Origin of the sequence: Thauera butanivorans (genome assembly GCF_048398245.1) — a bacterium.
GTDB classification, from domain to species: domain Bacteria; phylum Pseudomonadota; class Gammaproteobacteria; order Burkholderiales; family Rhodocyclaceae; genus Thauera; species Thauera butanivorans.
Window position 1 is genome coordinate 2,030,691 of the sequence record NZ_CP183038.1, and the last position, 14,934, is coordinate 2,045,624.

Genomic DNA, 14,934 nt, shown 5'->3' on the forward strand with positions numbered 1-14,934 from the left:
GTGTTTTTATGATTATTTGCATTAATGAATGCGGGAGGCATGATGGATACGCGCCACCACGAAGCCGATGCGCTCGAACAGCATTACGCGCGCCAGGGCTACCGGCAGCCGCACACGCTCGGGCAACTGCTGCGGCACTGGGCCGGGCAGCATGGCGACGCCACCGCGCTGGTGGCCGGAGCCACGCGGCTGTCCTACGCCCAACTGGACCTGCAGGCCGACCGCCTCGCAGCCGGTTTCGCCCGCCTCGGCGTCGCCCGGGGCGACCGCGTGCTGCTGCAACTGCCCAACGACGCCGCGTTCGTGGTCTGCCTGTTCGCGTTGCTGCGCCTCGGTGCCTTGCCGATCATGGCCATGCCGGCGCATCGCGAGAAAGACCTCGCCGCGCTGTGCCAGTTGGCCGAGCCGGTCGCCTACGTGGCGCCGCGCCGCTTCCTGGGCTTCGATTATCTGCCGCTGGCCGAGTGCGTCAAACGTGGCCGGCCGTCGCTGCGGCACATCGTGCTCGACGGCGACGCCGGCCCGTGGACAGCGCTGGCGGCACTGGACGAGGCGCCGCGCGAGCTGCCCGCGCCGGCCCATACCGATACCGCGCTGCTGCTGTTGTCGGGCGGCACCACCGGCACGCCCAAGCTGATTCCCCGCAGCCACGCCGATTACGCCTACAACGCCATCGCCTCGGCACGCCTGTGCGGCCTGTCGCGCGACGCGGTGTATCTGGCCGCGCTGCCGGCGGCGCACAATTTTCCGCTGGCCTGCCCGGGCATCCTGGGTACGCTGAGTGCCGGCGGGCGGGTGGTGATGGCGAAAACGCCCAGCAGCGACGAGGCCTTTGCGCTGATTCATGCGGAAGGCGTGAGCTTCACCGCGCTGGTGCCGCCGCTGGTGGCCTTGTGGCTGGAAGCGCGCGAATGGGACCGCACCGACTTGTCCAGCCTGAAGCTGCTGCAGGTGGGCGGCGCGCGCCTGACGCCTGAACTGGCTGCGCGCATTCCGCCGGCGCTGGGCTGCCGGCTGCAGCAGGTGTTCGGCATGGCCGAGGGGTTGCTGTGCTATACGCGCCTGGACGATCCGTGGGAGACGGTGGTGCACACCCAGGGCCGTCCGCTGTGCCCGGACGACGAAGTGCGCATCGTCGGCGCCGACGGCCTGCCGGTGGCCGCCGGCGAGGTCGGCGAGTTGCAGGTGCGTGGCCCCTACACCATTCGCGGCTACTACCGTGCGCCGGAGCAGAACGCGCGCAGCTTCACGGAAGAGGGCTTTTATTGCTCCGGCGACCTGGTGCGCCTCACCGCCGAAGGCAACATCGTCGTCGAAGGGCGGGTCAAGGAGCAGATCAACCGGGCCGGCGAGAAGATCGGCGCGGCGGAAATCGAGCGGCCGCTGAGCACCCATCCGGATGTCCACAACTGCGTGGTGGTGGCGGTGCCGGACGAACGTCTGGGCGAACGCAGTTGCGCCGTGGTGATCGGCCGCGAGCGGGTGCCGACGCTGTCCGAACTGCAGCGCCATCTCGGCGCACTCGGCCTGCCGCGCTACAAGCAGCCCGACCAGGTGCTGGCGGTGCCGGCCTGGCCGCTGACCACGGTGGGCAAGATCGACAAGCAGCGGCTGGTCGCGCTGGCCCTGCGCGTGCCCGCGGCTGGACATGAGGCTGCCGGCGGCGCGCCGCGCGCGTATGCCGAATGCCGCGTCGAGGTCGAGCGCGCGCCCATCGATCTGTGCCTGGCGCTGGCGCGCGCGGGGCTGGCGGACGATTACACGATTTATGAACAGCCGGGCGAATGGTCCATCGGCCTGGGCCGCTTGGCCACACTGGGCGCCGACGCCGGGCAGGCGTGGCTGACGCGGGCCGGGCAGGTGCGCCAGACGTTCCGCCAGGCGCGCCTGGTGGATGCCGTCGCCGCCGCCACGCGGGCCATCGACGTGCTCGACTGGCGCGCCTACGGCGTGGCGCGCTTCGAACTGGCGCGGGTGTTCCACGGGCTGAACGTGCAGGCGCAGGAAGACCCGCTGCTCGAATTGTTCGTGCCCGAATACGAGGTCCGCATCCGCCACGGCGAGGCCTTGCTGCGCGCCATCGATCCGGCCGCGCTGGCACGCCTGCAGGCGGCACTGGCGCAGGCCGAGCGGCAGGCCGAGCGCGGCATGCCGGCGCCTGCCGACGAGGCGCTGGCGGACAGCTTGCGCCGCCATCAGCAGGAGGCCTACAAAATCCGCGTCAGCGGCGCGGTCGCGGACATCAACGCACGCCGTTACCAGAAAGTGATCCTGTCCCGCCGCATTCCGCTGCCGGCCGGCGTGGATCTGGCGGAAACCTATCGCTGCGGCCGTGCCCGCAATACGCCGGCCCGCTCCTATCTGGTGCAACTCGGTGACCTGCGGGTGGCCGGCTTCAGCCCCGAAACGGTGGTGGAAGTGAGCGCCGACGGCTGGGTCAGCACGCAGCCGCTCGCCGGCACCCGCGCGCTCGGCGCCAACCGCGAAGAAGAGGCGCGGCTGCGCGAGGAGCTGCTGTGCGATGCCAAGGAGGTGGCGGAGCACGCGGTGTCGGTGAAGCTGGCGCACGACGAACTGGCCACGGTGTGCGACGACCCCGGCGTCAGCGAATTCATGACGGTGTCGCGGCGCGGCAGCGTGCAGCATCTGGCCTCGCGCGTGAAAGGCCGGCTGCGCGAAGGCCGGCACGCCTGGGATGCGTTCGAGGCGCTGTTCCCCGCGGTCACCGCGTCGGGCATTCCCAAGCAGGCCGGCATCGACGCCATCCAGCGCTACGAGGGCACCCCGCGCGGCTGCTACAGCGGCTGCGTGCTGATCGTCGATAGCCACGGCGCGATGGATGCCGCACTGGTGCTGCGTTCGATCTACCAGCGCGGCGGCGAAAGCTGGCTGCAGGCCGGGGCCGGCCTGGTCGCCCAGTCCACCCCCGAGCGCGGCATGGGTGCCGGTGCCGCTGGCCGGCCGCGAGGACGACAACCTGATCGAAATGGGGCTGGATTCCCTGCACGTCATGCGCCTGGTGAATACCTGGCGCAGCCGGGGCGCCAGGGTGACGTTCGCCGAACTGATCGCGCAGCCCACCTTGCGCCACTGGCTGGCCCTGCTCGACGCCGCGCCGTCGCCGGTCGGTGATACGCTGCCGCCGGCCGAACCGGCGCCCGGCACACAGGACGCGCAGGACGGCCCCGACGCGGCCTTCGCCCTGACCGACGTGCAGTACGCCTACTGGATCGGCCGCCAGGACGACCAGGTGCTCGGCGGCGTCGGCTGCCATGCCTACGTGGAACTCGACGGCCACGGGGTGCACCCGGCACGGCTGCAAGCGGCGTGGCGGCAGGTGTTCGAGCGCCATGCGATGCTGCGTACCCGCTTCACCGACACGGGCCGGCAATACGTCGATGACGCGCTGCCGGCGCCGGTGCTGGCGGTGCACGACTTCAGCGCGCTGCCGGCCGAGGCCGCCGAGGCGCGCGCACTGGCGCTCAGGGAGGCGCTGTCGCACCGGCGCCTGCGGGTGGACGCCGGCGAGGTGGCGGGGCTGGCCTTGTCGCGGCTGCCGCAAGGGCGCACGCGCATCCATGTGGACGTGGACCTGCTGGTGGCCGATGTGCAAAGCCTGCACATCCTGCTGCGCGACCTGGCCGCCGCCTACGCCGGCGAAGCGCCGCCGGCCGATCCGGCTTGGCGTTTTTCCCGCTATCTGGCGATCGAGGCCGAGAGCCGGCGGCCGCAGCGCGAGGCGGCGCGGCGCTACTGGCAGGACGCCCTGGCCGAACTGCCGAAGGGGCCGCGGCTGCCGCTGGCGCAGACCCCGGCCGCCGTCGGGCGGCCGCGTTTCGTGCGCCGCAGCCACCGCCTGACGGCGCCGCGCTGGCAATCGCTGCGCGTTTTCGCCGCCGCCAACCGGGTCACGGCGGCGATGGTGCTGGCCAGCGCCTATGCCGAAGTGTTGGCGCGCTGGAGCGGCGACACGCAGTTCTTGTTGAACATGCCCTTGTTCGACCGCCAGACCGAGCATCCCGGCATCGAGCACGCCGTCGCCGATTTCACCAATCTGCTGCTGCTGCGCTGCGACTGCCGTGAGCCCGTGTCCTTCGCCGAGCGCGCGCAGCGCATCCAGCGGCAGTTCCACCAGGATGTCGCGCACGCCGCCTATTCGGCGGTCGCCGTGCAGCGCGATCTGGTCAAACAGGGGCGTGCCGAGGGCGTCGCGGCGCCGGTGGTGTTCGCCTGCAACCTGGGCACGCCGCTGCTCAGCGACACCTGCAAGGCAACGCTGGGCGAACTGGGCTACATGGTGTCGCAGACACCGCAGGTGTGGCTGGACCATCAGGTCTATGAAGACGAGACGGGCCTGCTGCTGGCCTGGGACGCGGTCGAGGGTCTGTTCCCCGACGGCCTGATCGACGACATGTTCAGCGCCTATTGCGGCCTACTCGAACGGCTGGCGGCAGACGAGGGCCACTGGCAACAAGTACCGTCGCTGCCGCTGCCGGCTACCCAGGCGGCGGTGCGCGAAGCGGTCAATCGCACCGACTGGGCGCACACGGTGCAACCCCTGCACGCAGGGCTGTTCGCCGTGGCGGCGGAGACGCCGTCGCGCCCCGCGCTGATCGCCGGCGAGCGCAGCGTGAGCTACAGCGAACTGGCCGAGCGGGCGCTGCGCGTGGCCGCGCTGCTGCGCGGGCGCGGGCTGTCGCCGGGCGAGCCGGTGGCAGTGAGCCTGCCGCGTGGTGTCGATCAGGTGTGCGCGGTGTTCGGCGTGCTGGCTGCCGGCGGCTGCTACGTGCCGGTGGGCGTGCATCAACCGGTGGTGCGCCAGGAGAAGATCCACGCCAGTGCCGGCATCCGCTGGGTGCTGGGCGACGCGGCGCATCTCGGTGACGCGACCCGTGAAGGCACCATGCGGCTGGACGTGGCCGAGGCATGGCATTTCGTGCCACTGCCGGGGCCGGTGACGGTGCCGACGGATGCACGCGCCTATCTGATCTTCACCTCGGGCTCGACCGGCACACCCAAGGGGGTGGCGATGACGCACGCGGGTGCGGCCAACACCATCGACGCACTCAATGCGCGCTATGGCGTGGGCGAACACAGCCGGGTACTGGCGGTGTCGTCGCTGGACTTCGACTTGTCGGTGTACGACCTGTTCGGCGTGCTGGGGGCGGGCGGCGCGGTGGTGGTGCTGGACGAAGCGCAGCGCCGTGATGCCGGGGCATGGCTGGAACTGATCCACCGCCATGGCGTGACGCTGTGGAACTCGGTGCCGGTGCTGCTGGAGATGCTGCTGGTGATGGCCGAGTCGGATGGGCGGCGGCTGCCGTTCGAACAGGTGTTCCTGTCGGGCGACTGGATCGGCCTGGATCTGCCAGGGCGGCTGCTGGCGCACAGCGATCCCGGGGTGAAGCTGGTGGCGATGGGCGGGGCGACGGAGGCGGGGATCTGGTCCAACGCTTTCGACGTGGGCCTGCCGCTGCCGTCGCACTGGCGCTCGATTCCGTACGGCCAGCCGCTGCCGAACCAGTGCTACCGGGTGGTCGATGCCCAGGGCCGGGACTGCCCGGACTGGGTGGCGGGGGAACTGTGGATCGGCGGGGCGGGGCTGGCGCTGGGCTACTGCGGCGACGCGGCGCTGAGCGCCGAACGCTTCATCGAACGTGACGGCGGTCGCTGGTATCGCACCGGCGACCGGGGCCGCTACTGGCCGGACGGCACGTTGGAGTTTCTGGGCCGCGAGGACCATCAGGTGAAGGTGCGCGGCCACCGCATCGAGCTGGGCGAGATCGAGGCGGCGCTCAACGGGTTGCCGCAGGTGTCGCGCGCGGTGGCGGCGACGGTGGGGCAGCCGGCGGTATTAGCGGCTGCGTATGTGCCGACGAGTGGTCACGAACGGGAAACAAGCGAGGCCGTTCGCACGGCGCTGGGCGCCTTGCTGCCGGACTACATGGTGCCGTCGACACTGCTGGCGGTGGAGGCCTTGCCGCTGAGCGCCAACGGCAAGGTGGACCGCAAGGCGGTCGTGGCGCTGCTGGCCGAACAGGGCGCGGATGCGCGCCTCCACGAACCGCCGCAGGGGCGCTTCGAGACGCAGGTGGCCGGGATCTGGCGGGAGGTGCTGCAGTGCGAAACCGTTTCGCGCCACGACGACTTTTTCCTCATCGGCGGCGACAGCCTGCGCGCCACCCGCATCGTGCAACTGCTCCACGGCCGGCGCGTCAGCCCGGCGCCGGTGCCGCTGTTCGTGTTGTTCTCGTCCCCGACCCTCGCCGCGCTGGCCGCCTACGTGCGTGACCAGTGGCAGGCCCTGGGCGCGGCGGCGAGCGACGAAGAAGAACTAATCGAAGAAGGCATACTATGACCGATCACGCCATCCCCTCCGCCGACACCCCCATTGCCGACCTGCTCGCCGAGTTGAACGCCGCCGGCGTTCTGCTGTGGGCCGAAGCGGGGCAGTTGCGCTTCAAGGCGCCGGCCGGCGCCCTGGGTGCGGCGCAGCGGGACATGCTCAAGGCGCGCCGCGCCGAATGCCTCGCCTATCTGTCCGGCGCCGCCGACGGCATCGAGCCCGATCCGGACAATCGCTACGCGCCTTTTCCGCTCACCGACCTGCAGCTTGCCTACATCGTCGGCCGCCGCGACAACTACGAGCTGGGCGGGGTCGGCTGCCACAACTACCTCGAACTGGCGCTGCCGCCGCTCGACCCGGCGCGCCTGGAGCGGGCCTGGCACGGCCTGATCCTGCGCCACGACATGCTGCGCGCGGTGATCGGCAACGACGGCCAGCAGCGGGTGCTGAAGCACGTCAGCCTGCCGCCGCTGCGCTGCGACGACCTGCGCGGACGCGACGAGCAGGCTTTCGAGCAGGCCGTGCTGGCCAACCGCCGCGCGATGGCCTTCCGCCGCTACGACGCCGAGCGCTGGCCGCTCTACGAGATGCGCCTGAGCCTGCACGATGCGCGCGCGATCCTGCATTATTCGACGGACCTGCTGATCGCCGATTTCGCCAGCATCCAGTTGCTGCTGGCCGAGCTGGGCGAAGGCTACCGGCACCCGGAGCGCACGCCGCCGCCGCTCGGCCTGAGCTTCCGCGACGTGGTGATGGCGCAGCAGGCGCGGCGCCAGCGCCCGGAGGCGCGGGCCCGCCTGCAGGCGCACCGCGACTACTGGCTGCAACGGCTGGCCGAGCTGCCCGGCGCGCCGGAACTGCCGCTGGCCCAAGCCCCGCTGCCCATGCAGGCCGCGCAGGCCGCCGATGCGGGGGCGCCGAGCTTTGCGCGCCACAGCTTCGACCTGCCGCGCGAGGCCTGGCAGCGCTTCTGCGCCGTCGCCACACGCCACCAGTTGACGCCGACCAGCGCGGTGATGGGGGCGTTCGCCGAGGTGCTGCGGCGCTGGTCGCGGCAGCCCGATTTCTGCATCAACCTGACGCTGTTCAACCGCCCGGCGCTGCATGCCGAGATCCAGCGCATCGTCGGCGACTTCATCGCCATCAACGTGCTCGAAGTGCGCGGCGACAGCGGGGCGAACTTCGTCGAACGCGCCGGCGCGCTGCAGCGCCGGCTGTGGCAGGACATGGCGCATGCGGACTTCAGCGGCATCGAGGTGCTGCGCGAACTGTCGCGGCTGCGCGGCGGCAAGCAGTTGATTCCGGTGGTGTTCACCAGCACGCTGGGGGTGGCCGGCGACGACCTGCCGCGCAACGACTTCATGCACGACGCGCAACTGCACTACGGCATCACCCAGACCCCGCAGGTGTGGATGGACTGCCAGGCCACCGAGCGCCGCGGCGGCCTGCACGTGGATTGGGACGTGCGCTGCGGGGTGTTCCCGCCCGGCGTCATCGAACAGGCGTTCGCCGCCTTCGGCGAGGCGGTCGCCGCACTGGCGGCGGACGAGGCGGCCTGGTCCGCCGCCGCGCTGGTGGGCTTGCCCGAGGCCACCCGGTTGCAGCGCGAACGCATCAACCACGAAAAGGATGCGCCGCTGCCGCGCGGCTACCTGCACGGCGGCTTCTGCCGCCATGCGCTGGCGCAGCCGGAACGGCCCGCGCTGCTGTGCGGCGCGCGCCAGTGGCGCTACGGCCAGTTGGCCGCGTGGGCGCTGGCGATCGCCCGCCGCCTGCGCGCGGCCGGCTGCGCCGCGGGCGAGCCGGTGGCCTTGTTCCTCGACAAGGGGCCGGCGCAGATCGCCGCGGTGCTGGGCGTGCTGCTGGCCGAGGGGGCTTACGTGCCGATCGACGCCGGCCAGCCGCGGGCGCGCCGCGACGACATCCTCGCCGATGTGGGCGCGCGCCTGCTGGTGACCGAGCACGACCACCTCGACGAGGACTGGCCCGCGACGCTGCGCGTACTGTCGGCCGAGGTGGAGGAGGAGGGGGCAGCGCTGGACGCCGAGGCGCTGCGGCAGGCGATCGTGCGCGGCGAGCAGTGCGACACGGCCGGGCGGCTGGCCTACGTGCTGTACACCTCCGGCACCACGGGCCGGCCCAAGGGGGTGATGCTGAGCCACCAGGGGGTGCTGAACACCATCGTCGGCTTCAACCGCGAATTCGGCCTCCACGCCGACGACCGCACGCTCGGGCTGGTGAACTACAGCTTCGACCTGTCGGTGCTGGACATCTTCTGCACCTTCACCGCCGGCGCGGCGCTGGTGCTGCCGCAGGGCGACTGGCGCAGCGATCCGGCGCAGTGGGTGGCGGCAATCGAGCGGCACCGCGCGACGGTGTGGAACTCGGTGCCGGCGCACATGCAGATGCTGCTGGCCAGCCTCGCCCACGGCAGCGATCTGTCGTCGCTGCGGCTGGGCTTCGTGTCCGGCGACTGGATTCCGGTGACGCTGCCCGAACAGGTGCACCTGCGCCTGCCGGGCCTGCAGCTCAACAGCCTGGGCGGGCCCACCGAGATCTCGGTGACCTGCATCTACCACCGCATCGGCAAGGTGCCGGCAGGGGCGCGCTCGATTCCCTACGGTTCGCCGTTGAGCAACCACCGCCTGTACGTGCTCGACGAGCGGTTCGAACCATGCCCGGACTGGGTGCCGGGCGAAATGCTGGTCGGCGGCCTGGGCGTGGCGCTGGGCTTCACCAACGACCCCGAACGCACCCGCGAACGCTTCATCATCCATCCGCGCAGCGGCGAACGCCTGTACCGCACCGGCGACATCTGCCGTTTCCGTGACGACGGGGTGATCGAGATTCTCGGCCGCGCCGACAACCAGGTGAAGATCCGCGGCCACCGCATCGAGCTGGGCGACGTGGAAGCCGCCCTGGCCAAGCTGCCGGGCGTGGCCCGCGCGGTGGCGCTGGTGCGCCCCGAGCCGCTGGATCTGGTCGCGGCGGTGGTCGCCGCCGAACCGCTGGAGGCTGGCGCCGATGGGGCGACGGCGGCGGACTTCGCGGCGCAGTTGCGCCGCCAGCTGGAAAGCCTGCTGCCGCGCTACATGCTGCCGGCCGCCATCGAGGTGGTGACGGAGATTCCGCTGAGCCGCAACGGCAAGGTGGACCGCAAGGCGCTGGCGCAGCGCTGCCAGGGCAGCGGAATGCCGGCGCGCGTGTTCGAGACGCCGCGGGCCGACGATGCGCTGGAGCAGAAACTCGCCGCGATCTGGCGCGAACTGCTGGGCGCGGCGCAGCTTGCCCGCGACGACGACTTCTTCATCATCGGCGGCTCCAGCCTGAGCGCCGTGGGCCTGCTCAACCGGCTGACGGAAGAAGGCTTCGGCGTGAATATCGACCTCATCTTCAAGCACCCGGTGTTCCGCGACATGGCCGCCGCGCTGCGCGACGCGGAGGACGAGGAGGAGGCTTTCCGGCGCGGCATCGACCTCGACGCGCTGGCGGCACACGCCATGCGCAATCTGCAGGCGGCGGCGCCGACGCTGACAACGACGTCGGCGGCCGACGGCGTCACGGAGGTGTTCATGACCGGCGCCACCGGCTATCTGGGCATCTACGTGCTGCGCAGCCTGCTGCGCCACACCGACTATCGCATCCACTGCCTGCTGCGCTGCCGCGACGAGGAAAACGGCTATTTCCGCCTGCGCCAGATGGCCGACGACAAGGGGCTGGCGCTGGAGTTGGAACGCGAACGCGTGCGCATCGTGCCGGGCGATCTAGCCGCCGAGCGTTTCGGTCTGGCGCGGGAAACCTACGATGCGCTGGCCATGAACATCGACAAGGTGCTGCACGTGGCGGCGATGATCAGCCTGATCGCGCCGCTGTCGGGGCTGTACCCGATCAACGTGCAGGGCTCGGCCAACGTCATCGAACTGGCGTCCACCGGGCGGCGCAAGCCGATCCACTACATGTCCACCATCGGCGTGCATTACCGCCTGCCCTATGGCGAGGACGAGCCGCCGATTCCCGAGGCGACCGGGCCGGACGCGCCGTGGCCCAAGCCCGAACTGACCTACGAGCACACCAAGTACATGGCCGAGCAGCTTTTCCACGCGGCACGTGCGCGTGGTCTGCAGGTGAACATCTTCCGCTCCGGCGCGATCACCTGGGACAGCGAACAGACGCGGCCCTTCATCAATGACGATGCCTTCGTCAAGTTCTTCCGCACCTGCCTGAGCGTGCAGGCCTACCCCGAATCGTCGATCCTGATCAGCGTGACGCCGGTGAACCTGGTCGCCGACTACATCCGCATGATCAGCAGCCGCGACATCGCTGGGCAGGGTGACAACTTCCATCTGGTGTCGCGCACCAGCTTGGCTGGCGCGCAGATCTACCGCTGGTTCAACGAACTGGGCGGGCACTTCGCCGCGCTCGATTTCGACAGTTGGAACCGGCGCCTGAGCGACAGCTTCGGGCGCGGCTTCATCAACCGCTATTTCAAGCACGGCATCGGCCAGGGCGGGCACCACCAGTACCGTATCGACAACCTGCAGGCGGTGCTGCGCGGGCACGGCCTGCAGCCGCATGAGGTAAACAAACACTACTTCGTGCCGCTGCTGAGGCATTTCGGCTGCTGCGCCCCGGCGCGCGGCGAGGAGGCGCTATGTCCGTCGGCCTGAGCCTCGCGCCATGCCCGGCCGCCGGGCAGTCGCCGCGCGCCTGGTTCCGGGTGCCCGCGCCCAGGCCCGGCGCCGCGTGGCGCATCCTGTGCCTGCCGCACGCGGGGGGATCGGCCAGTTTCTTCCAGCCGTGGGCCAAGTCGTTGCCGAGCGATGCGGAACTGGTGGTGGTGCAGTACCCGGGGCGCGAAGAGCGTGTCGAGGAAGCGTGCATCGGCGACATGGCGGCGCTGGTGGCCGCGCTGTCGCAGGCGCTGGCGCGGACGCCGGCGCTGCTCGCCAAGCCCTATGTGCTGTTCGGCCACAGCATGGGCGCGGCGGTGGCCTACGAACTGTGTCTGGCGCTGCAGCGCCAGCGCCAGCCGCTGCCTTGCGGGCTGGCCGTGTCCGCCAGCGAGGGGCCGGGGCGCGCCCGCCCGGGCGCGCTGCACCGCGCCGCCGATGCGGCCTTGCTGGCAGAGGTCGTGCGCCTGAACCGGCGTCTGGAACCGCTGCTGGCCTCGCCGGAACTGGCCGCGCTGGTGTTGCCTGCGCTGCGCAGCGACTACCGCCTGATCGAGACCTATGCCGCTGCGCCGCCCGTGTTCGTGCCGGTGGACGTGCCGGTGCTGGCGCTGATCGGGCGGGAAGACGACGAACTGAGCGAGGACGACGCCCGCGCCTGGGCGCGCATCGGCGGGCGCGGTTTTGCGCTGCAGGCCTTTCCCGGCGACCACTTCTATTTGTCCGGCTGCTACCCGGCACTGAGCGAACGGCTGGCGCGCCTGGCCGCCGCGCGGGTGCCGTGGCACCCGGCCGACCGTCCGCTGCCGTGACGGCAGGGCGGGTGCCGGGCGGCAACTTGATCAGACAGGACCGGATAGCGATGAATGAACGAAACGACGATGGAAAGATACTGATTCTGGGCGGCTTCGGCCGCGTCGGGCAGGAGGCGGCGCGTTACCTGCTCGCCGCCACCGGGGCGCGCATCGTGCTGGCCAGCCGCAGCCCGCGCACGCTGCCGGCCTGGGTGACGCCGGCGTGGGCGCAGCGCGTCACCCTGCAGACGCTCGACAGCGCGCAGCCCGAGGCCTTGCAGGCGGCCTGCGCGCAGGCGCGGCTGGTGGTCTCGTGCATCGGCCCGTCCGGCGTGGTCGGCGACCGCGTCGCGCGGGCCTGCAAGCGGGCACGCAGGCCGCTGATCGACGCCGGCGGCTACGATCCGCTGCTGCACGCGCTCGAAGCGGCCGAGCGGGAGGCGCCGAGCGAGGTGCCACTGGTGATCAACGTCGGTCTGCTGCCCGGCCTGTCCGGGCTGTTTCCGCACTGGCTGATCGAGACGCGGGCCGCCGGGCGCGCCGTGGCGCAACTGGATCTGCATTACGTCGGCCGCGACGCGTGGACCTACAACTCGGCCTGGGACATCGTCAACAGCCTCGGCGGCTTCGGCGAGGACCGGGGCTTCTGCTATCTGCAGGGGCAGCGCGTGGTGTCCGTGCCGATGCGCCGTGCGGCCAGCAAGGTGGCGTTTCCCGAGCCCATCGGCCAGGTGACGACGATGCTCATCTACGCCGAGGAAATCGTCCGCCTGGCGCTCCGGCACGACATCGACACGGCCCGCGTGTATGGGGCCAACATCGGTCCGCGCGCGGCGCTGGTGTGCCTGCTGGCCAAGCTGCTGCGCCTGTATCGCTCGCCCGGCGACGTGGACCGGGGCGCGCGCTGGCTGGCCGCCGCGTCGGCGCGCGACCTGCGCAAACAGGCGCCGGCCTATGGCATCCGCGCGGCGCTGCGCTACCGCGATGACGATGGGGGTGGTAGCGACAGCGCCGTGCTGGTGCTGAGCGACACTTATCGCGCCACCGGCACCGTGGCCGGCATCGCCGCGCAGTGCCTGCTGGATGGCGAGGGGCCGGCGGCGGGCGTCTTCATGCTGCATGAAGCCGTGCCACCGGAGCGCTTCATGCAACGACTGCAGGCGCAGGGGCTGGTGCGCATCGCCCACGAAGACCGCGGCGCCGCCGTCGCCGCGGCGCAGGTGTCGGCATGAGCAGCGCGGCCAAGAAGATCATCGTGCTGGGCGGCAGTGGCGAAACCGGCCGGCGCATCGTCGAACATCTCGCCGTGCGCTACCCCGAGCTGTGCGTGGCCAGCGCCGCGCGCGGCGCGCAGCCCCTGCCGGCCGGGCCGGGCAGGCGGCAGACGGTGCAGCTCGACATCGGCCATCGCGAGCGTGCGCTGGCGGCGCTGGCCGACTACGACCTCGCGATCCTGGCGATGGGGCCGATGCATGCCTACGGCACCGCGCCGCACCGCCTGTGCCTAGAAGCGGGCATCGACTGCATCGACATCAACGACTGCCTGACGGTGGCCGACCAGGTGCTGGCGCTGCACGAGACGGCACGGGCACAGGGGCGTGCGATCTTCACCGGCATGGGCTTCACGCCCGGCCTGTCCACTGTGCTGTTGGCCCAACTGGCAGCGGACGCGCCGGCCGCGAACGGCCACTACCACATCCGCGCCTGCATGGGCGCCGCCTACGGGGGCGGGCCGAGCAGCCCGTACGCGATCCTGTCGAGCTTCAGCAATCATATCGAGGTGCTGGAGCACGGGCAGCGCCGCACCCGGGAGACGCCGTGGCGGGACGGGCTGCAGCGGTTCCAGTTTCCGGGGCTGGCCAAGCCGGTCGACACCATTCCGTTCTCCGCGCTGGAAACGGCCAGTCTCGCCTCGGGGCGCAGCACCCTGGCCGGGGCGGTGGACAGCCTGGATGCCCGCTACCACATCCAGTACCTGTCGCAAGGTGTGGCCCGCTTTCTGGCCAATCGCACACTCTCCGCAAGCATGCGCGCGTGGTTGGCGAAACGCTTCCACAAGAGCGGGCAGTCGATGAAGCGCAAGAAGGACGCCGACCCCGACACCGTGCTGTGGGTCTATCCCGACGGCGCGCCCGAGCGCGGGCTGATGGTGCATGGAGTGCTGTCGTCCTACGACCTGACCGCGCTGATGGCCTGCGCGGTGGCCGACGCGTGGCTGGCCGGCGAGCTGCAAGACTATTGCGGCACCTATGCCGTCGATCAATTGTCCCACGACACCTGCCGGCGCCTGGCCGGCCATCTGGCCAGACGGGGCATCACCGGCAAGACGGCGGATCTGCCGGCGCTGCGCCGCCAGGGCCTGGAATTCGGCTGGGCGCAGGCCTTCAGCGGCAGCGATGTGGCCGGCCTGCGCCATTTCGGCGCCAACTGGTACACCGCGGCGCCGGCGCACCCCAAGATGGTGCCGCTGCAAAAGCGCTATCTGCTCGAATCCGACATCTGGGCTGCGCTGCGGCGCCGCTGCAAGGGGCCGGCGCTGCTCGGCTTCATCCTCTCCTTCCTGCGGCGCTGGCATCGCCACTACCAGGCGTTCGCGGATCTGCGCGCGGGCGCGCAAGGCCCGCTGGCACACAAGTGGCCGGCGGTGACGCGCGACATCAGCATGTTCACCGCCGGCTATTCGCGCGCCCGCGAGCTGCTGAGCCAGGACGAAGCATTGCGTCTGTACGGGCGCATGTTCCTGGAGACCGGGCGCATGGAAATGCGCTGGCTGTGGCCCGACCCCACGGTGTTCGACGTTTTCGCTCAGCCGTGGCGGGCGGTGTGCGACTACTGGCTGGCCTTCATGGCAGGCTGCCAGGAACTGGGCGTGATCCGCTGCACGGTGGAGGACGACGGCCGGCAGATCCGCTGCGCAATCACCCACTGCGCCTATGGGCAGATGTTCATCCGCATGGGCTGCCCCGAACTGCCGCCGCTGGTGCGCCGGATGGAACATGATGCGCTGGCCTACATGGCGGGTCGCAGCGGGTTGGCGATCGACTGGGTGACGGCGAACGACGGCACCGCGACGATCACCTTGCGTGCGTCCGCCGACGACTGATGGCGCCGGCCGGAGAGTGCG

The 14,934-nt window shown here is 71.0% G+C and carries 6 protein-coding genes; all 6 read left to right on the forward strand.

The window, feature by feature from the left end:
- The first annotated feature begins 39 nt into the window (after positions 1-39).
- The 6 genes from ACNQFN_RS09810 to ACNQFN_RS09835 are packed head-to-tail and all read left to right on the forward strand — an operon-like array spanning position 40 to position 14,913.
- On the forward strand, positions 40-3,132 hold the full coding sequence (locus tag ACNQFN_RS09810) for a salicylate synthase (RefSeq protein WP_418648689.1): 3,093 nt from the start codon (positions 40-42) through the stop codon (positions 3,130-3,132).
- Positions 3,020-6,358 carry an amino acid adenylation domain-containing protein gene (locus tag ACNQFN_RS09815; protein WP_418648910.1) on the forward strand — a complete coding sequence of 1,113 codons (3,339 nt, stop codon included), beginning with the start codon at positions 3,020-3,022 and terminating at the stop codon, positions 6,356-6,358. The genes ACNQFN_RS09810 and ACNQFN_RS09815 overlap by 113 nt, the downstream gene beginning before the upstream one ends.
- Positions 6,355-11,013 (forward strand): amino acid adenylation domain-containing protein, encoded by a 4,659-nt coding sequence (locus tag ACNQFN_RS09820; protein WP_418648690.1) that lies wholly within the window; start codon positions 6,355-6,357, stop codon positions 11,011-11,013. The genes ACNQFN_RS09815 and ACNQFN_RS09820 overlap by 4 nt, the downstream gene beginning before the upstream one ends.
- Positions 10,998-11,828 (forward strand): thioesterase II family protein, encoded by an 831-nt coding sequence (locus ACNQFN_RS09825; RefSeq protein ID WP_418648691.1) that lies wholly within the window; start codon positions 10,998-11,000, stop codon positions 11,826-11,828. Before ACNQFN_RS09820 ends, ACNQFN_RS09825 begins: the two co-directional genes overlap by 16 nt.
- Positions 11,829-11,878: 50 nt before the next feature.
- Positions 11,879-13,042 (forward strand): saccharopine dehydrogenase NADP-binding domain-containing protein, encoded by a 1,164-nt coding sequence (locus ACNQFN_RS09830; RefSeq protein WP_418648692.1) that lies wholly within the window; start codon positions 11,879-11,881, stop codon positions 13,040-13,042.
- Entirely contained in the window at positions 13,039-14,913 is a 1,875-nt protein-coding gene (locus ACNQFN_RS09835) for a hypothetical protein (protein WP_418648693.1), read from the forward strand. The genes ACNQFN_RS09830 and ACNQFN_RS09835 overlap by 4 nt, the downstream gene beginning before the upstream one ends.
- The last annotated feature ends 21 nt before the right edge of the window (positions 14,914-14,934 follow it).

What these genes read in the sequence shown, in the direction of transcription:
- ACNQFN_RS09820 (WP_418648690.1), top strand. Translation starts at nt 6,355, where the DNA reads ATGACCGATCACGCCATCCCCTCCGCCGACACCCCCATTGCCGACCTG.
- ACNQFN_RS09825 (WP_418648691.1), top strand. Translation starts at nt 10,998, where the DNA reads ATGTCCGTCGGCCTGAGCCTCGCGCCATGCCCGGCCGCCGGGCAGTCG.
- ACNQFN_RS09835 (WP_418648693.1), top strand. Translation starts at nt 13,039, where the DNA reads ATGAGCAGCGCGGCCAAGAAGATCATCGTGCTGGGCGGCAGTGGCGAA.
- ACNQFN_RS09830 (WP_418648692.1), top strand. Translation starts at nt 11,879, where the DNA reads ATGAATGAACGAAACGACGATGGAAAGATACTGATTCTGGGCGGCTTC.
- ACNQFN_RS09810 (WP_418648689.1), top strand. Translation starts at nt 40, where the DNA reads ATGATGGATACGCGCCACCACGAAGCCGATGCGCTCGAACAGCATTAC.